This is a genomic window from Microbacterium sp. cf046 (assembly GCF_900114345.1).
In the GTDB taxonomy this organism is placed as follows: Bacteria; Actinomycetota; Actinomycetes; order Actinomycetales; family Microbacteriaceae; genus Microbacterium.
In genome coordinates this window covers 1,015,389-1,033,005 of sequence record NZ_FOZJ01000003.1, presented here as the reverse complement: position 1 = coordinate 1,033,005, position 17,617 = coordinate 1,015,389, and the positions used below count along the sequence as shown (strand labels likewise).

The window sequence follows — 17,617 nt, the reverse complement described above, 5'->3', positions numbered from 1 at the left end:
GGCCCGCGGAGGGTCGGAGCTCCTTTCAAGTGACAGGCGACCTCGTTCAACAGGAGGAGAGATTGCGGCGGACCACCCTCGGCACGGTTAGGTCCCGTCACCGCGCACCGCACGAACAAGGATGCCCTCCGCACGCGCCCGCGCCCGCCCCCGTCCATGAGCGAGCGGTGCGCGAGTAGGGATGCCGCGGGGCCGGCCCACGAGCCGCGGTTGATCAGGGAAGGATGGATCGCCCGACGCGGTGCTTCATGAGCACCTCAGCGGATGGCCACGTTCCTAGCCCCGGGAAGTATCGGCCGGTCTCCTGCAGCCACCGGTCGAAACTGGGGATCCGAACTCTGCCCGCGCGTCGCGTGGACGACTCTTCGCGCCAATAGCCGACACCGGCGAGTACGAGGCTGAGATAGTCGGCGGCGAAGTCAATCCAAACGCGGTCGGGATTGAAGAACTCGCGATAGTCGTCGACCGAGATTCTGTCAGCATGGCCAAGACCATTAGCTTCGCCTAGCGCTGCCCGCAAGCTGCCTTCTAGGTGCGCCCACTGCCGCGGCATCGCGGAGCGCTCAGCCTGCACGGTCGTCATGCAATTGATGCCGGCCGTCGCCCACGTCGCGGTGTCCGTGGCGATGTCCCACTGCTGCAGCAGTCGACTGATCGGTAGTAGCGAATGGATGAGTGCCGTCCCGCTGGCATGGCGGCGGCTCCACCGAAGCTGTGACTCCGTCATCTTTCCTGAAACGAGCGCAGCCGAGAGGGATCCCGCTGCGGATATGACGTCTGTCATCATGACCTCCCGAGCGAATCCTGCATCGGACTTCCGACATCTGCGTCGCGTCGCGTCAGAGCAGCATGGAGTAGGAGCGACATCGCATCGGCACCGCTCGCGGAGGCGCCTTCCACGTGCATCGCTCGTTTAGGGATCGTCCAAAGCCGACAACCGCGCTGCCCATGGCGGCCTCATCCGACGCAATTGCGGCACGGTGGCGTTCAGCCCCGTCTGGGACTGGAGAGCCGCCGACGACGTGTGCGCCCACCTCGAGCGCAATCACATCCCGGTCAATCCGGTGTACGCGCAGCTTCGTCACCTCGGTGCTCCCGACTACCCTTTGCGGGTCTCGGTGGTCGTCGACGCGAACTCGCGCGGCTACGGGCGCATCACTCGGCTCCGGCACGGGTGGCCCGACCTGTTCGACCGGCTGGTTCAGGAACTGCCACGGCTGCGCGAACTGACCGAGACGGCCAAACCTCCTGAGCGACCTGACCCTCTGGAGAACCGGTCACCACGGCCACATGTAAGTGACGTGTTGGCTACCGCGAATCCAGTACTGCTGGTAAGCGACAAATTTTGATCTCGGCGGGACTTGAGAGTCGCTATTCATCACGTTGTCCTTGCTCGGAAAGTGCGAAGTCAAGCTCAGATCGAGAACATGCCCGATTTCATGAGCGAGTGTCACTCCGTCTGCATCCGCCTGGTTGTTGCGGGTCATCCAATCCTTGCCCACGTAGGCGTACGAGCCGAAGAAGCCAGCTACTGCGCACCCCCCGTGGCCGCCGACTGTATTAACAATGAAGACGGTGATCGGAGAGCCGATGCCGGCAAGGGCTCCCCCGATGTTCTCTACGCGGTGATCCCTGAACCACGCACCTACCTCGTTGAACTGGCTGGTGACGAAGTCAGACTTGTCGCCGCAGGGAGGGAACAGCACGTACTCCGGAGCCGGTTCCGGCACGACGGTGACGATAGGGCCACCCCCCGCGCCGACCATGCGGATCTTGGCTTCGGCCCAGTAGATATCGACAGCGGTCTGCACCGCCGTTTCGACATCGTCTCGTGCGGCCACCAACGACAGACCGTTGGTGTTCGGGTCTCGCTGAATCAGAATTTTCACACTCAGCCGTAGTTTCTTGGCGGGCATGATACCGATAAATGTGGGCAACTCCAGGACGCCTCCGACAAGGTGCCAGAAAGCGCCTTTTGCAAACGACCACAACCCGGATGCGGCACCCTTAACACCGTCCCAAACGTCACCGATGAAGCTCACGAGCGACTCCGAACACACCGATGCGGATGGTTGCGCCGTTGGCAGAAGCGGTGTTGCTCTTCCGCGTCGACGCCGACCTCGAACTTCACTGGCATCGGTGCCTCCCATGTTGGGACGATTTGGGCGCCTTCTAGGATCGCCCATACCGGGCGGATCGCGCATCTCCCCGATTCGAGCCAACCCTCAACGCCGCCTTGCAAACCCTCGAGTACCAGGCGAAACCCAACCTGAACACTGTCCGGTGAGCGATCCGATGCGAGCCCGCGCACGGATGAGGATCGCAATCACACCCGCTGACGGCGCCCGCGCCGGACCTCCTACGTGCAGGGGCCGATTAGGGATCGTGCGTGGCGAGTCGGTCATTCTCGGGCTCAAGCCGGCTACGGTTTGATAGGTCGCGGCCGGTTCCGTTTGGTGGAAGGACGTCTGGTCGATCCAGGGTCACGAGTCTGGCGCACGCCCGAGCAGCGAGTCGGGTACGACGTTGAGAATGCCATCGCCGGGCGGACGGGTGCCGGCATCTCCTGCAATCCAATCGTGCGGGAGTCGAATCGTGGTTCTTTCCCCGCCGAGTCGAAGGGGGTACACCCCGAAACGGTCGAGCACCTGCCACTGCAGTGAGAGAACGGCGCCCTGCACAACTGCCATCCCGTTCGCCAACGGCGCGATGGCGGGCCTCCAACCCTGGCGCCGAGTCGTCGATGCATCCCGCCAGACTGCCTTGTTGAAGAGCACGTCACGTGCGGCGAACAGGATCCTTGGAAGCACTGGAATGACGTCAGATGCAACTGCAAACTGCTCCCGCCGATCGGCATGGGTTGCCAGGTGGCGCAAGTTGTCGAGCCAAGCCGAGACCTCATCAACGGAGACAGCCAACACTTCATACTCCGAGAGGAACTCCGACAATGGACCGACGAGCGCATGCGGTCCCAGTCCGAAGGCTCGCTCAAAGAGTCTGCAGAGCTCTCGAAACTTGCCCGTCGGGTGATCGGATGACAGCGCCTCCGCCAAAAGGCGAACACCGTCTGACCGATCGCTAAGGTCGATCGAAACCAGATCACGGAGATTGGGGCTTTCACCTCCGTCCCGAGGGCGGACTACCTGCCAGTTGCTGTCGAGGCGAAGCTCACCCAAACCGTTGATGAACGCTCTGTCATCACCAGTGAGGTCGAAGAAGCCAAACTCGGGCTCGAACGACGAGACAGCCGGCGCTTGTCCGCTCGCGATCGTAAGCAAGTCCACAACCTCGGCAATGACAGCTTCGAGAGCGCGGATTTGTCGCAGCGGGACGAGGCCATCGCCGTTCACATCGACCAGCGCGTTTCGCTCGGATTCCATAGAGGCTAGGACAATGAGACGGTCAGTAGTGTTCGGCTCTGGATCAAGAGAGACAACTATGCCGTCGGTCTCGAGCAAGAGCTGCCCCTCTTGCGCGTGGAGAAGATCTCTCACCGCTGTGCCTTTCAGGGTCACGAGCGCAAACCTGGCTATCCGCATGACGGAACCGTATCCCTTCGGTCGGTGACGGCCGTGGGAGTCGAAGGCGCCGCGTTCATTGATCACGACGGCTCATCTGGTAGCACAAACGCGCAGTGCCCGTCGAAGGACCGGCCGGCGGGCAGTAGGCCGCGTATGGCTGGGACCGGCTAATGGACTGGATCGTTGAGCAGTTCGCCGAGGGCGACAAGCCGAACGGATACAGATTCCAACCCGGCGTCGGCGGCGCGGACGCTTAGCGTCGCGCAGGTCAGATGCATCACACTCCGCAACGCTATGCCGTCCGCCCCGCGCTCCCAAGTTCGCGATCCGGCAAGATCCGCTTGCAACTGATCTACGTCGACGAGAACGTTCCAAGCCTCAGGACTAACCATCAGGTGGGATTCACTGATTGGCGGCAGGCGGTAGCCGTCGAGCAGAACCTCTGCCGACCGGTTGCTCTCGCGCGCCATGCGTCGAAGAACGCTCACATGAACATGATGTCAGCGGCGCCGGTGCCTCTACGTTCGAGGACCGCGTTGTGGTCGCCAGGCCGCGGCGCGGCCAGCGCATCTGAGCGCACAGCGACCTGACGACAGATTCTCTCTTCGCTCCGGGCGCTTAGCCTGGGCGGATGCCCATCGTCACATACCCGGAAGTTGGCGCCACCGCTGGCGTGCTGCCGCCCGGGTATCACCACTTGCGAGTGGAACGCGTAATCGGACACGGTCGGGAAGCGTTCGAGCAAGCCGCGGACGATCTACTCACCGGAGCTGTTCAGCGTCGTGCCGGCGCAACCGTTCACCTCTCCGAGGTGCCGCTCCGGCAAGGCACCCAGGTGCAGATGAGATTGCGGGTCGGCCCACTCCGGTTCAACATTCCCTGTGTTGTGGTCTGGGCCGAACGGACTGCCGACTCATGCGGCTTCGCCTACGGCACCCTGCCCGGTCACCCGGAGCGTGGGGAAGAGCGCTTCGAGGTCCGCCTCACGCCGTCCGGCGAAGTGACCTTCAGGATCGTGGCGTTCTCTGCACCAGCCCGCTGGTTCACTCGCCTCGGCGGCCCGGTGGCTCGACTGGTACAGACGAAGACCACCGACCGCTACCTTCAGGCCCTCGACCAGACCACTGCCCGTTGAGCTACGCCCACCCAGCGACGGAGTGTGCCGCGTCTTCGGCTGACCAGCGGTCGCGCGCCCGCCAAATTTCGTCCCGAAACGAAGGCATGTCGCAGTGCCGGGAGACAATGGGAGTGCGCAACGGCATCACGGCTGGAGGCAATCTTGAAGGTATTCGAACTGGCGAACCTCTACGACGTCCCAGTTAGGGACGTCCAGCTCGAGGGTCGATTCATAGGGTTGAAGGATCTGCGGCCGAACTCAGACCTCGCCCAGTACCAAGCCGATGAGATCGGCAGGCGAATGATCCTCAGGTCGAAGGCCCGTCGGCCTTCGATTGCGCCCAAACTTGACACGCCGCGAACCGAAACCGAATTCCGTGGCCTGTCTCCCATCGAGCAGCGAGTTATGGCGATTCTTGAGCGGCCGAACCGCACTGATGAGAATCCAGTCGTCTCACACATCAACCTGAAGTTGCTGCGCGAAGGCCTCGGCATGAGCCTGGAACTCGCTGCTGGAACCATCGGAGTCAAGGCTGCAGACCTTGGACGATGGGAAATCGATCCTTCAACTCCACCGTGGCAGGTGTGCGACCTCCTGGCTTCGTACGCCGTCCACATGGCGGCCATGTGGGGTTTTGCTCAGTTGAGACTCAATGCGCAGAACTTTGAGGAGATTGTTCGCGTTCCCAAGCCGTCAGATATACCCGTGTCGACGGCCCCTCAGCGCAGAAGACCTTCGCGACAGTCGGCGAGGACTCGATAGACCCGAAGCGACTCTAGAGGTTCGCAAATTTGCCCCGCGGGCCAACCCCAACAGGCCAAGGATGTTGGTGAAAGACCACATATGAGCGTCCGCTCGCCCACCGCTATGTGCGCGAGTCGGGTCCGTGTGCGGTAGCCACAGTGGTCCGTTCCGTTGACGTACGATGACAGCGTGTCGCGCCTTCTGTTGATCTTGTGCGGCGGCTTTGCATTGGGTGCAATCGTCTGCGCGATCCAGTATGTGTCGATTCGCACGGGCCGTTTTCGTCGCAACCCTTATTTAGGACTCCCCGGGTATGCACGCGAGTCCGATCAAGTATGGAAGCAAGCTCACGAGGCCGCGGCACCTTGGATTGGACGCGCAGGTGTGGTTGCCGCCATCGCCGCAACCATTGCGGGCGTGGGCATCGCAATCGATGCCGGGCTTGATGGGTGGGACGCAATCACTGTGGCCAGCGCCTTGATCGGCGCGGTTGCGGCCGGGCTCTACCTGTTCGGCGCGAACACCGCGGCCGACGAAGCCACCAAGAGAATGAGGCGACGCCGCTAGCTCCTCGCCCCCGATCGTCCTGCGCCGACGCTGAGCTACTCACCTACCGGACTGCGGGGTCGGCGAGCAATCCCACGCTTTGCCGCCCAAACGCTCGCAGACGGACCGGCTTGCGGCCGTCCACCGAGCCCTATTGGGCGCACTGGATAGACTCCAGCGCGTGACGATCGTCAGCGCGTTTGGCGAAGAATGGACACCAATAGACGCGCACCTGTTCGGACCCGAGGGCCCACGAGTGCTGGCATACCTCACTGCCGTATGGAATTGGACAAGGTCGGACTGGGACAGCGCCTGGGTTGCCGGCAAGGTGGCCGGCGGTTTTGACGACTGGCGCCGCGCCAAAGCAGAGGCGTCGGACTTGGCGTCCAGAAACGGGCGCGCCGAGGCAGCACGCTTTGCTGTGGACATCGCAGGATGGCCAACGGGGAACTTGGCGGAGTGGGCCAGCGACGCCGACCCCGCGCGGGCCGGAGCACTGGCGCTGACCGCATTCGACCTGATGGAAACGGCCCGATTCCGACGGCTGTTCGACCCTGTCTATTGGGTGCTTATCCAGGATCCGACGTACGAACTCGTAACTCGGCTCGTCGATCAGCGACCATTCTCAGAGTAAGCAGTCGACCTCTCGAACCGCTCGCTTTCGTGCGGACAGCGACCGACCTATGGGCTCGCAGGCTCCTCCTGCGCATCGCGGCGGCGGCGGCGTGGCCGAGCTATTCGTCGTCGGCAGGCAAGTGTGGGGCTCCGATCAGGATCCGAAGTCGAGGTGCCGGCGCCCGGATGTGAATTTGGCATGGGATTACTCCCACAATCGTTATCCCCTCGGGTCGCCGCTCAATCGATTCAAGGATTAGGACGCCAGTGCCCGCCTCATCGTCCACTCCAAACTCCGTCGCGCCGTCGATTGTGAGACATACCGGCGTCCTGACGTCTCGGATCTGTCCCCGGTAGCGATGCCGCACCTCGCGTGTCCATCGCCAACCGTGGGGCACGTCCGGATCCATGAGCGCAAGGCTCTGCCGCCAGTCGAGACGACGGTGGATGACGAACCTGCCCGCAGTGAGTTGCGCCGACTCCAGACTGAACTCAGCATCGTCGATCTCGTCGACGTCTCCTTCCCTCCAGCCCTCTGCCGACAAGGACTCTTGCGCTGGATCTGTCAGGGCAACTTCCCTATGCCTCCTTTCGCTGACGGCACGCTGTACAACTGCTTCGTCGGTCGACCACTCGATGTCTAGAGCCGTGGTGATCAGGTCGATGAAGCCGCCTTTGTCAGGCGGTCGGATGTCGTCATAGGCGCCGTCATCCATTAGGTACGTGCCATCCAGCGTGAACAATTGCCGGTGGGGAAGTTCGAGGATGTAGCCGAGGATCCGACCAGTGGCGTCGTCCGGGTTACGCGTCGGATCCGCGTAAACCCACTCTCCCCGGTGCGGACCTCGCCCGATCTGACCCACGACGCCCTGGTACGGCCAACGGGTCGCGGGGGGGACTCGAGGATCAATGGGGATGCCCTCGCCCTCCGGCGTTTCGCGCGTTCCTCTCCGCCGCATGACGCAACACTATGACCAGTCCGAACAGCCGCTAGCTGCCCAGGGGCCACTAACAACCACCCTGCGTGCGGGAGGACCCGCTGAGAGCAGGTTCGCGCGCCCGGAACGCGCCCGCTACCGGGGTGGGTGCGCGGTGAGATCGCTTTCCCATGCATTGGCGGCAACACGTAGTGCGTCCACCGACGTGCCGATTGTGAGGACGCAACCCGGCCCCCATCTTGTCTCGTCGGAGGCGCTAGGTCTAAAACTGACGGACGTTGTTGACAGTTGGGTCTTCCTGATGGGAAGGAAGACTGCATGTCGTCGTCTGAACGCGAGCTCGAGCGTCGAGCCAAGCACAAGCTGGCCGTGCTGCGTCATGCCGAGGAAGTCTCCGGCAGCGTCGCGGCCACGTGCCGCTACTACGGGATCACCCGGACCTGTTTCTACAAATGGCGCCGACGATACGAGGACGAGGGCTTCGAGGGTCTCAAGGACCGCTCCAGCGTCCCGCATCATCAGCCGAACAAGACCGACCCGGAGGTGATCGAGAAGATCCTCTGGCTGCGGCAGCAGTACCACTTCGGCCCGCACAAGATCGCGATGTATCTGAAGCGGTATCACGACATCACGATCAGCCCGTCCGGGGTCTGGCGGATCCTGAACAAGGTCGGCATGAGCCGGCTGCCGGCCTCGCAACGCTACAAACGCACCCAGACGCGGTGGAAGCGCTACGAGAAGCAACGACCCGGCCACCAGCTGCAGGTCGACGTGAAGTTCATTGAGCCGCTCGGGCAGACCGGCCGGAAGAAGCGGTACTACCAATACACCGCGATCGACGACTGCACCCGACTCCGGGTACTGCGCGCCTACCCGCGCAACGACCAGAAGATCGCGATCCAGTTCATCGACCACGTCCTCTCGAAGCTCCCATTCCAGGTCGAGCAAGTCCAGACCGACAACGGCCAAGAATTCGGCCAGGCGTTCCACTGGCACCTGCTGGACAAGGGCATCAACCACGTCAAGATCCGCCCCCGCACACCACGCCTGAACGGAAAGGTAGAGAGATCCCACCGGATCGACTCCGAAGAGTTCTACCGACTCCTCGAAGGCGAGGTCATCGACGACGCCAACCTGTTCGCCGAACGCCTCCAACAATGGGAAGACCACTACAACTACGATCGACCCCACGGAGCCCTCGGCGGACAAACACCCTACGAACGACTCAAACAGAAAGCACAAGACCCGCTGTCATAGCCCTCCGTCAGTTGCACAGCTAGGCGCAGCCGCCTCACCCCTGAGCGTGACGACAATGGTCGCCACAAATCCGTCGTTCGAGTTGGCGTCGAACGCGAGATTCGGCTCGGTGAAGTCGATGCCTTCGGGAGTCGATTCGACCGTGCGTCGAAACCAGCCCAGCAGCTCCTGCGCTTCCCAAGTGGTGAGGCATGGATCCCGGAAGACCCATGACTCTGCACCCCACCTCACCCGCCCGGAGATCTGCAGCCAGTTCTCGTCCCAGCCGCCCGTCGAGGCGGAGGACGAGTGGCCGAACTGATAGCCGTCGACGGAAAGCTCGACGAAGTCCCCAGTCGGCGATGAGAGCAGCACGCATCAAACTCTAGGAGCGAGCGCGGCATGCGCCATCCACTCGGCTCCCTCTCGCCCCCGGCGGCAGCCATCGCGTGCGCAGAGGGACCGGCTCTAGTGCGTGGGGCGGGGGTCACCAAGTCCGACTGGCGCCTCTAGACGTCAAGTTGGCCGCGTGCCTTCGATCCCGACGGCTTATTGTCATGGCGGCAGTCGACAACAACGACCGAAGGGTCGTCGTCCCGACCGAGGTCGAGGAGTACCCGTGCCACCTGGCTGGCATCTCGAGCCGTGTAGTTGAAGATGACGAAGATGTGGTGCTCCGTGTCGCTGGCCGCGGCGTACGTTTGCGCCTGACTTTGAAGGTTCTTCTTCAAGCTCGAGGATCCACCCAGCTTGAACTCGATGACCGTCTTATCGGATTTCCCGGCGCTGATCACGAAGTCAGCTGGGCCCCGCCCGTTGTTGACCTCGCGATCCATTGAATAGCTCGAGTCAACCCAGAAGGGCACGAACATTCGCTGGATGTCTTGCTCCTTCGCTGACGGTCCCCCGGGTTTGTTGAAAAGCGCGTATCCATCTTTGCGTTCAATCCAGTGCTTCAATGCCGTCAGGAGGCGATGAGCCTCCTCATAGCTCGTTCTCGCCTGAGACGACTCAGCGAGCGCCGCCCGGAGCACCCGCTGGACTTCCGGGGCTGCCTTGTTGAAGACCTCGAGGACCTGCGTGACTTCGCGAGTGCTCCTTTGAACAGCGCCGTCACCTTCGGCCTCCCGCAGCGCGATGTAGTAGTCGATGAGGTCTGGGAAGCGCTCAACGGTTGCACGAAACGCAGTCTTATAGTCGGCGGCTGACGGTCTATCGCCGAGCTGCTCGTGGAAGTAGCTGTTTACCTGTCCACGGAGCTCGTCATTTGGGATCGCGTCAGGGATCCGTTGGAAGCCGTGCGCAAAGTCGTCCGGACTGATCCAGGTGTCGCTCTTCGTGAGGATGTCTCGCGGTGTCAACAGCACATAGTCGCCTCGGTACTCGGGGAGCGTGAAGGTGCCAGGCATCCACCTCCCCAATCGATACGAAAACAGGTCGTGATTCACCGACCTTTCCTGCAGCAGGGACGCATCGATGTGCTGCAGGGCGAACGCTTGTGTGTACTCAAGGAGATAGTGGTGGATGAGGTTGACAGTGAAGTCGCTGATCGTGTCACGACCCACCCCTGGCGTGACGATCGCCACCTTCTCGAGATGACTCGACTCAGTGAGCACCTCGCTGCCGAAGTTGCGAAGAGACTTGAGGAACTGCTGGTTTAGTGCACGGGCGAACGAAGGACCGAGCCCTCGGCCTTCGTTGGTGCCGAGACTAAATCCCAACCAGTTCTGCTTTATCTCGGGGAATCGATAGAGAGCATTCATCAGTCCCTTGTCCAACGTCAGGGACGCACGAGACTTCAGGAAGCTTAGGTAAGCGACTATGCCCTCGTGAAGCTCCTGGTACTCCGGCTTCTCGCTGTAAAAGAGCAGGAACGGGTCCACGAACAACGGAGTGTCCGTGGAAAGGCTGATGTCGACAGCTCCGTAATCATCGATGGTCTTGGGCGCGACTCCAAAGTAGTCGCTGAAGAATGTCCCGTCGCCAGCAATTGCCTCCATCTCGCTCATGGTACTAATCGACGATGTGCGTACTTGCGCGAGCCGCGAGTTGACTCGCAGTCCCAGCGCACCAGTCGCGTATGCGCGAGGTGTCCGGATCTGCGGCACTCCAAACACGAGATGAGACACATCCGGCGTATCGCACGATGGAGGACCGACCTGCAGACAGGTTTGACCCCCGTGATTGCCTAGTTCTCTCCGACGTTGCGGTTCCGCTCGTTTCTGAGGTCGCGGCGACGCACCGCGGGAGCGACGCGTTCGCGAATCTGACGCAATTCGGCCCTCTCCTGGGACTCCCGCGTCTCGCGCTTAGCGGAAACTCGCCATATGACCAGGTAAACGACGAATGCGATCGCCAGGCCACCGACGATCCCGAAGACCTTTGCGAATACCGGTTCGGGACCGAACGCTATGACCAGCGCAACGAACGCGATAGGTATCCCGACGAACCTGAGGAAACCCCCAGCGAGATTATTCATTCGCCATCACACGCCACCTGCCGCTGACCGTTCGAACCTGATCATAGGTTGTTCCGTCTCATGAGTTCGCGCCACGGCGGTGAGGCACCGATCAAAAGGGAAGTGCGGTCGACGCCGCACTGCCGATTGATCGCAAAGCGGCCGACGCGAGCGACTCGTTGAAAGGCTCGAGGAGCGTGCGGGACTCGAACCTCCGTTCACGGCTTTGCAGGCCGCTCCCTAAACGCTCGGGCAACGCACCAATCAATCTCGACTGTACGTTTTCAGCTCGTCAAACGACTGGATGTGTCAATCACAGCGCGCGTGACCGGTCTGTTCTCGCGCATCGTCGCATTTCAGAGTGCACCTCAGACATGCTGGGTCCTCCGAAAATTGCGGCGGAGGCGGCGACGAAGCGGGTCTGGGGTGATTAGGTGGCGATCGGGGGTGTCATCCGACGATGACGGCGCGTGAGGTCGACGGCGCCGAGCGTGAGCGCGGCGAGGAGAGCGAGCAGGCTCGTCAGATAGAGCGGGAGTGCCCACGGGGAGTAGTCGGCGCCGCCGATCATGTACGTGTCGGCAAGGCCCATCCCGGCGCCAAACGACGCGATGAAGTATGCCGGCGCTCCGAAGGCCAGCAGCACGAGGTACCCGAACATCGCGGCCGTGCGGGTCACGTCGCGGCGCACGGCGATCAGCACGAACAAGAGGATCGCTAGACCGATACCGAGGCCCAAGACACCGACTGCGACAGGGGCGTTCAGCGACTCGCCGACCGCTGCCATGTCCGCGTGAATTTGGTTGAGGTCTATGCCGGGTGCCGCGGCAAGCGGGTTGAGGACGAGAATCTGCAGCGCGGCCAGCGCAGCGTACGCGGTCACCAGAACCGTGCCAGCGGCCGAGATGAGCACGGCTCTGCGATGATCTGATGTCCTGCTCGGCGACGGGGTCATCCATCAAGTGTCGTGTCTCGTCGTCTCACGCACCATCTGGGTCCACGCGCTCCGCTCGACTGATGTTCGGTACCGGGTCCCTCTTCGAAGCGGAGGCGTCCAGCGCGATGAGCACTTCGCGAGGTGGGTCGCCTTGGGGCGACCCACCTCGGCTCGATGGCGCTCTTGCGGGGACCGCGCTGCGAGCCGCACTGGACCCCTCGGCTACTTATACGTGGCCGGTGGAGGGTTCGGTGGGAAACTTCCGTCGCAGGATCACCCTTTGAGCGAGTGTCCACGCGACCGTGACGAGGAGGTAGAGTCCGGCGGCGAGCGGGACGAACACGGCTGCGACCGCAGTCCCGAACTGCAGGAGGCCGACCCAACGGAGAGTTCGCTGCCCACCTGGAGTGGAAGCCAGGGTGGTGGGATCCGGTCGCAGCAGCCGACGCGTGACTTCTGCGACGGCCACGATCAGAAGAATGACGACGCCGAAAACGGCAACGGCCGGTAGCGTCAGGGATCCATTTCCGATCGAACCGATGAGGCTGGATCCGAGGGGAACACCGAAGAGCTCCTCGGCAAGGAGGTCGTTGGTGTGCCCTGCGATGACTGTGTGCAGGAACAGTGCGTAGACGATGCCGACCACAGGGGCTTGGAGCAGCACGGGCGCGCAGCCCGCGAACGGTGACGCCTTCTCGTCGGCGTAGAGCTTCATCGTTTCGCGTTGCAGACGTTCGCGGTCGTTCTTGTGTCTGCGCTGGAGGGCGTGCAGCTTGGGCGCGAGACGCGCACGCGTCTGATCAGCCTTAACTTGCGCGATCCCGGTAGGGATCAAGATCGTCCGCACCACGAGGGTGAGGATCACAACGGCGACAGCAGCGGACGCGCCGCCGGCGATCGGTTGCAGCAGTGACGCCAACCCCATGAGCAGCGCGTACGCCGCATCCAGGATCGCCGCGATAGGTGGGAATGAGAACAGGTCCATGAGGTGTCCGTCCGTCGATGTCAGAGGTGGTCGCAGAACGGCCACGACAGACATCGACGAACACAGACATCACCCCGGAACAGGGTGAAGGAGCGTCGACGCGCTACGCGGCCAGAGCCGCGATATCCGGTGCGCGCGAACGCGAATGCCCCGCAGCATCCGGATCACTCTGCGCGACCGCCACCGAAACGTCGATCGCTCCGCGCGGTCGGACGAGCGAGGCCCGCACCGACCTCGGCGAATCCACGGCGCAGAGCAGGACGATGACCACAGCCGACGCCAGCACGACAACCCACATCGATGCCGAATCACCCTCAGCAGCACCGATGACAGCCGACGAGAACAAGAGGACCTGCAGCCAGGAAGTCAGAACGTCGATCACCGCCCCTGTCACCTCCCCGCCGAATGCGCCCACGGTAGCACCCACCGGTCCCCGACCGGCGGCGAAGCGAGAGGCTCGTCGACCATAGGCCACCGCTGTTCGGTGAGGGACCGGCTCTCGGTCATGAGACGGCTTCTGTCCGCCGGCCCGGCGGAGTACTCGTACGTGTAGCTCCGACACCGATGGACGCGAACGAACTACGCTCGCCCTGATGGATATCGCGTTAGCCGGCTGCATCGGGTTCAGCATCGTCGCCGTCCTGGCCTGGCTGATCGTCATTCTCATCCGGTTGGGACGCTTCCGTCGCAACCGGTGGCTGGGGATCAACACCGAAGCGACACAGGCGTCGGACGAGGCATGGGACAGGGCGCATGCTGCAGCCGCGCCGTGGATACTCGGCGCTGCGATCGCCGCGACGGCCGGCGCGCTCCTGTGCGGCGTCGCGCTCGTGGTTGGCCCGGAAACATCTGTCGGCACCCTCTTCGGAGCAGTCGGATTCTTCCTCGGGGTCGCTGGCGTCGCCGGTTTCTCTCTTCGAGGCTTCAGTCTTGCCCAGCGTGCAGTGCGTATTGACTACTGACGCGGGCGACGCTGTCGCCGCCACAGGCTCGGCTATCCCTCGTTTCGGCTCCATTGAAATCGAGGGGTGTTAGTGGCCTTCGCACTGGAAATGCCGTTGCGCATCCTTGCCGCCGCTGGGCTCGTCGTCGTGGTCTCGGTGGCTGCCGCTGGGATGATCGCTCTCTCACCCGCCGAGTGGTGGGTGTATGCGGGGCTGAGCGCAATCGCGGCCGCTGCCGCGTGGCTTCTAATCCGGGTGTGGGGCATTCGGGTCAGCTACGACGCAACGCATCTGAGGGCGGTGGGGGCAATGTGGTCGCGCCGCATTCCGCGCGGCCACATCATCGCAGTCGACCGCGAACCCGGGAACGCATGGGTGACCTGGCGAAGTCCTTCGGGGCGCATTCGTATGACCCCGCTCACGGCAGTATGGGCAAACAACTGGGGCTGGCTTCCCGAGACAGGAAGAACGCGTCGGCGCGAGTTCTTGGCACACCTTGCGAGGTGGGCTTCCCGCTGACCCACGAGCACGTCTTTGGAGCGTGCCCCGCTCTCGCTGCGGGACCGGATGCGTCACGAATTGCGCTGCGGTTGAGGCGATCAGTCTTTTCGGGGCGGATATCGGAACCCACGGAACCGGAACCACGGACCTCTGCCACTCTCCGCAGCAAGAAACCCCGACCGAAGCCGGGGTCCCTTGTGCTCTGCCATTTGAGCTACGCCCCCATGAGTGGAGGCGACGGGGCTCGAACCCGCAACTCTACGAACGTTGTCTTGACAGTAGCGCCGATGATCGCTCCGCGCGACTAGCGTTGCGCCGCCGCTTGCAGCGGAAAGTCGGCTCCCTCCCAGACACACAGCGGCGTCGCATCGGTCTGCGTCGATATCGCCCGGATCCCCTAGAACGGTGGGCAGTCCCAGCCGAACGGGGCGAGCAGGACCAGGTAGCTCAGCACTCAGAAGCCGGGAACCGCAAACGCGGCGACGCCGGCGCTCGCGCGGGTGAAGGGACCCCGCATCGCCACAGCCACAAGTACACCGGCGCACATCAGGCTCATCGCGACGATCGCGGGAAGGGGTGACGCATGAGACTTGGATTCCGGGGCATGACGCTCGACAACGCGGCGGAGGTGCCGTGCCGTAAGAGCGTTGGGCGATGATGAGGTGTGCCGAATAGGAAGAAGCTTCGCAGGTCGCTCGTGACCGCGACCGGGAGCGGTGAGATCGTGCGACTTGACCGAGTCTCCCGGCCCGGACAGCAGTTCGCTGGCTTCGTTGTGGCGGTGGGTCGGCGGTGGGTGCTCCTGGCGCGAGTGATGGACGGCGGCTTCTTCGACGGCCACGTCGCCGTTCGACTCCGTGAGATTGCCAGGGTCCGTCCGGATCGCTCATTTGAGAGGGCGTTTGCCCGAACTCAGCCCGAGTGGCCACCCGCGCCACCCGACGTATTGGGTGTTCTCGACTTGGATTCGACTGCCGGCGTGCTCACCTCGCTACTGGAACCAGGCGCGATCTTCGGCATTGAGCAGGACAGAAAGTACGACGCGGTCTGGATCGGTGTCCCTCACAAGCTCACGAAACGCTGGCTGTACATATGGGAAGCACGACCTGACGGGACGTGGCATGACGAACCACGCGGCTACCGGCGGAATCGGATCACTGTGGTCGTGATGGGCGACCACTATCAGGTAGGTCTGTCTGGGATCGCGGGACCTCCGCCTGAAGGCGCATCAGACGCATCCTGGGCCGCTCGTTGATCCAACCCTTCGAAGCGGATCCAATCTGCGCTCGGACTCGCACGCTGGGCGCCCCGGTTGCGGACTGCAGGAGCCAGAATCTGGGTCGGCCGCGGCTGCCGCCCGACTACCGGCATCAACCCGGTGGAGGTCCCGAACGTTCATCGAAGCCGATAATCGTTAGGTGAGCGTCCTGATCGTCGTCGTAGGAGTACTCGCGATGGTCATGGGGATCGTCATGGTGCGCGATCGGAAGCGAGCTGCGGAGAGGATGGCCAGAGTTCCAGGGGCAAGACCCTGGAGCAGACCGTCAGTCTGGGCTTCGTCCGGCCTACTCTTGCTCGCGAGCGGTGCGTTGGCTGCGGGCGTCGCGGTATCTCGTCTAGCGGGTTGGCTGGGCGACTAACGCGCTAGGTGGTCAGTCCCGTTGGCCCGCTGCAGGACCGTTCCTCGGCCGGCGAGCGACCATATACTCCACGGGTGAGGCAACCCGCGCGCGACGAGACCCGCGATCTGGTTGGGCGGCGTCTCTATTCAGTGGTCTTCGTCGAGGACTACATTCAGTTGCTGTTCGATCCGGATCCAGACCAGGACGGCGCTCCTCCTCATCTGGACTTCTTCGTCTTGCCGACGGTGGTGCTAGCGCAGAGTTCTTTCGCGCCCACCGACGAGCGTTGGGCGCGGGCGCTCACCGCACTGATCGGCTCCACGGTCCTCGCCTTTCGAACAAGTCCAGAGGCCGGATTGGAGCTTCGACTGGACACCGGCACCGTTTCGCTGCAGGCCAATCCGGAATTTGATGCCGCGGTCGAAGTGGCGTTGCTGGATGTGCACGGGACCTGGGACGTGTGGCGGCCAGGCGAGCGGCCCTTCAAGCGATAGCGGCAGTCAGCAGGAGAGCATTAGGACCGGGTCTCGTCCCCGGATGCTCACGCCGGGGGCTTCGTACCGCGCCCACGCGAGCGGGCGGAGCTCTCGGAGTCCCAACCTGTCGTTCTGGAGGCACGTGCCCTCCCCTCACGCCCGGGTAGCGACCGTCTGCGGGCCTATACGGCCGATTTCGACTGTCGTCACGAACGGGACCGCGACGCTGATGGTGAGGACATCAACCACTCCCAACGTCCGGGCCGCGTTGCCCAGACCCGGCGCTCTCGCCGCACGGGATGGCTCGCCTACCCGGCTCCCAGCGGTTTCGGAAACCAATCATCCATTGGGCGCATCCTTGACACGGCTATTCAGGAAGTCAGCCAGGCGTGAGCCGACACGCGCGCCGGACATTGTCGCCGGCAGCGGCACATCGCGTCCGTCCTCAAGCGCGACCTCGATCATGCGAAGGCGCAGGTTTAGCCAACCATCCACCCCCGAGAATCGGTTCCATACTCCGGAGTACGGCAAGTCGATGAAGGTGATTACTTCGGAGAATCGGAATTCAAACGTCGAGAAGTAGGACCGGACGAAAAGCGAGTCCTCGGTCGCCCAGGCCTTCACCGGCAGTGCGCATACCGCCACTGCAATCGGCAACACGGCGAAGACGACCGCCATAACGACATTTCCCGAAGCGACCCACCCCGCCCACACCACGACGAGGAACAGGATGGCAACGACTGCGTTGAAGATGCGTGGCAGTCTCCCGACGCTCTTCAACTCGTCGTTCAGCGAACGCAGCGACGCTACAGAATTCACAGCGCGCGCGCTCCTTCTCCGACCTATCTCGCTCGAACGCAGGTACCGCGTCAGGCCAGTCACATATTCACGATAGACGCCTCAGGCAGCCACCCCGCCCTGGCAAGGAACCTCGTGAACAACGCTGACTGGCACGTGGCAGGACCCGTCTGCGGACG

At 63.0% G+C, this 17,617-nt stretch carries 20 protein-coding genes; 8 read left to right on the top strand and 12 right to left on the bottom strand.

From position 1 onward, the window contains the following. Positions 1–214: 214 nt before the first annotated feature. The 4 genes from BM349_RS17190 to BM349_RS18640 all read right to left on the bottom strand — a co-directional run bounded on the left by BM349_RS17190 (position 215) and on the right by BM349_RS18640 (position 4,009). The gene (locus tag BM349_RS17190) at positions 215–787 is read right to left on the bottom strand and encodes a hypothetical protein (protein WP_175525349.1); all 573 of its coding nucleotides are present in this window, start codon (positions 785–787) and stop codon (positions 215–217) included. Positions 788–1,277: 490 nt separating this feature from the next. Then, entirely contained in the window at positions 1,278–2,042 is a 765-nt protein-coding gene (locus BM349_RS17185) for a zinc metalloprotease (protein WP_091708694.1), read from the bottom strand. Between the two features lie 441 nt (positions 2,043–2,483). Continuing rightward, the gene (locus BM349_RS17180) at positions 2,484–3,605 is read right to left on the bottom strand and encodes a hypothetical protein (protein WP_139230973.1); all 1,122 of its coding nucleotides are present in this window, start codon (positions 3,603–3,605) and stop codon (positions 2,484–2,486) included. Positions 3,606–3,688: 83 nt separating this feature from the next. Beyond that, complete coding sequence (locus tag BM349_RS18640) at positions 3,689–4,009, bottom strand: hypothetical protein (RefSeq protein ID WP_139230972.1); 321 nt, start codon at positions 4,007–4,009, stop codon at positions 3,689–3,691. Positions 4,010–4,152: 143 nt separating this feature from the next. On the opposite strand from BM349_RS18640, the gene BM349_RS17175 reads away from it, so the two are divergent. The 4 genes from BM349_RS17175 to BM349_RS18625 all read left to right on the top strand — a co-directional run bounded on the left by BM349_RS17175 (position 4,153) and on the right by BM349_RS18625 (position 6,562). Then, a complete protein-coding gene (locus BM349_RS17175) occupies positions 4,153–4,656 on the top strand; it encodes a DUF1990 family protein (RefSeq protein WP_091708690.1) in 504 nt (167 codons plus the stop codon). 144 nt (positions 4,657–4,800) lie between these two features. Continuing rightward, a complete protein-coding gene (locus tag BM349_RS18635; protein ID WP_139230971.1) occupies positions 4,801–5,400 on the top strand; it encodes a hypothetical protein in 600 nt (199 codons plus the stop codon). A 171-nt stretch (positions 5,401–5,571) separates the two neighbouring features. Next, positions 5,572–5,949, top strand: a complete 378-nt coding sequence (locus BM349_RS18630; RefSeq protein WP_139230970.1) for a hypothetical protein — start codon at positions 5,572–5,574, stop codon at positions 5,947–5,949. A gap of 160 nt (positions 5,950–6,109) precedes the next feature. Then, positions 6,110–6,562, top strand: a complete 453-nt coding sequence (locus tag BM349_RS18625; RefSeq protein WP_139230969.1) for a hypothetical protein — start codon at positions 6,110–6,112, stop codon at positions 6,560–6,562. A 100-nt stretch (positions 6,563–6,662) separates the two neighbouring features. On the opposite strand, the gene BM349_RS17160 is transcribed toward BM349_RS18625, so the two are convergent. Then, the gene (locus BM349_RS17160) at positions 6,663–7,406 is read right to left on the bottom strand and encodes a hypothetical protein (RefSeq protein WP_139230968.1); all 744 of its coding nucleotides are present in this window, start codon (positions 7,404–7,406) and stop codon (positions 6,663–6,665) included. A 393-nt stretch (positions 7,407–7,799) separates the two neighbouring features. Here BM349_RS17160 and BM349_RS17155 point away from each other — a divergent pair, with 393 nt between their 5' ends. Further along, positions 7,800–8,738, top strand: coding sequence for an IS481 family transposase (locus tag BM349_RS17155; protein ID WP_091708681.1), 939 nt, complete (start codon positions 7,800–7,802; stop codon positions 8,736–8,738). Here BM349_RS17155 and BM349_RS17150 read toward each other — a convergent pair. The 6 genes from BM349_RS17150 to BM349_RS17120 form a co-directional block, all read right to left on the bottom strand. Next, positions 8,733–9,092, bottom strand: a complete 360-nt coding sequence (locus tag BM349_RS17150; protein ID WP_091708679.1) for a WapI family immunity protein — start codon at positions 9,090–9,092, stop codon at positions 8,733–8,735. The genes BM349_RS17155 and BM349_RS17150 overlap by 6 nt on opposite strands. Before the next feature lie 134 nt (positions 9,093–9,226). Next, on the bottom strand, positions 9,227–10,726 hold the full coding sequence (locus BM349_RS17145; protein ID WP_091708677.1) for a hypothetical protein: 1,500 nt from the start codon (positions 10,724–10,726) through the stop codon (positions 9,227–9,229). 179 nt (positions 10,727–10,905) lie between these two features. Further along, the gene (locus tag BM349_RS17140) at positions 10,906–11,196 is read right to left on the bottom strand and encodes a hypothetical protein (protein ID WP_091708675.1); all 291 of its coding nucleotides are present in this window, start codon (positions 11,194–11,196) and stop codon (positions 10,906–10,908) included. 409 nt (positions 11,197–11,605) lie between these two features. After that, positions 11,606–12,130: a hypothetical protein gene (locus tag BM349_RS17130; protein WP_091708673.1), complete on the bottom strand. Its 525-nt coding sequence runs from the start codon at positions 12,128–12,130 to the stop codon at positions 11,606–11,608. Between the two features lie 208 nt (positions 12,131–12,338). Further along, complete coding sequence (locus BM349_RS17125) at positions 12,339–13,097, bottom strand: YidC/Oxa1 family membrane protein insertase (RefSeq protein ID WP_091708671.1); 759 nt, start codon at positions 13,095–13,097, stop codon at positions 12,339–12,341. 103 nt (positions 13,098–13,200) lie between these two features. Continuing rightward, the gene (locus tag BM349_RS17120; RefSeq protein ID WP_139230967.1) at positions 13,201–13,512 is read right to left on the bottom strand and encodes a DUF6412 domain-containing protein; all 312 of its coding nucleotides are present in this window, start codon (positions 13,510–13,512) and stop codon (positions 13,201–13,203) included. Positions 13,513–13,690: 178 nt separating this feature from the next. Here BM349_RS17120 and BM349_RS17115 point away from each other — a divergent pair, with 178 nt between their 5' ends. From BM349_RS17115 to BM349_RS17110, 3 genes are all read left to right on the top strand, one after another. Further along, positions 13,691–14,059 (top strand): SdpI family protein, encoded by a 369-nt coding sequence (locus tag BM349_RS17115; protein WP_091708667.1) that lies wholly within the window; start codon positions 13,691–13,693, stop codon positions 14,057–14,059. Positions 14,060–15,206: 1,147 nt separating this feature from the next. Next, a complete protein-coding gene (locus tag BM349_RS18620; protein WP_139230966.1) occupies positions 15,207–15,797 on the top strand; it encodes a hypothetical protein in 591 nt (196 codons plus the stop codon). A 459-nt stretch (positions 15,798–16,256) separates the two neighbouring features. Then, on the top strand, positions 16,257–16,658 hold the full coding sequence (locus BM349_RS17110; protein ID WP_139230965.1) for a hypothetical protein: 402 nt from the start codon (positions 16,257–16,259) through the stop codon (positions 16,656–16,658). A gap of 321 nt (positions 16,659–16,979) precedes the next feature. Here BM349_RS17110 and BM349_RS17105 read toward each other — a convergent pair whose 3' ends face one another. After that, complete coding sequence (locus BM349_RS17105) at positions 16,980–17,522, bottom strand: hypothetical protein (protein ID WP_139230964.1); 543 nt, start codon at positions 17,520–17,522, stop codon at positions 16,980–16,982. Positions 17,523–17,617 lie beyond the last annotated feature (95 nt).

Coding starts and splice junctions, on each gene's coding strand:
- BM349_RS17115 (WP_091708667.1), top strand. CDS start 13,691: ATGGATATCGCGTTAGCCGGCTGCATCGGGTTCAGCATCGTCGCCGTC.
- BM349_RS17125 (WP_091708671.1), bottom strand. CDS start 13,097: ATGGACCTGTTCTCATTCCCACCTATCGCGGCGATCCTGGATGCGGCG.
- BM349_RS17145 (WP_091708677.1), bottom strand. CDS start 10,726: ATGAGCGAGATGGAGGCAATTGCTGGCGACGGGACATTCTTCAGCGAC.
- BM349_RS17175 (WP_091708690.1), top strand. CDS start 4,153: ATGCCCATCGTCACATACCCGGAAGTTGGCGCCACCGCTGGCGTGCTG.
- BM349_RS17190 (WP_175525349.1), bottom strand. CDS start 787: ATGATGACAGACGTCATATCCGCAGCGGGATCCCTCTCGGCTGCGCTC.
- BM349_RS17130 (WP_091708673.1), bottom strand. CDS start 12,130: ATGACCCCGTCGCCGAGCAGGACATCAGATCATCGCAGAGCCGTGCTC.
- BM349_RS17140 (WP_091708675.1), bottom strand. CDS start 11,196: ATGAATAATCTCGCTGGGGGTTTCCTCAGGTTCGTCGGGATACCTATC.
- BM349_RS17155 (WP_091708681.1), top strand. CDS start 7,800: ATGTCGTCGTCTGAACGCGAGCTCGAGCGTCGAGCCAAGCACAAGCTG.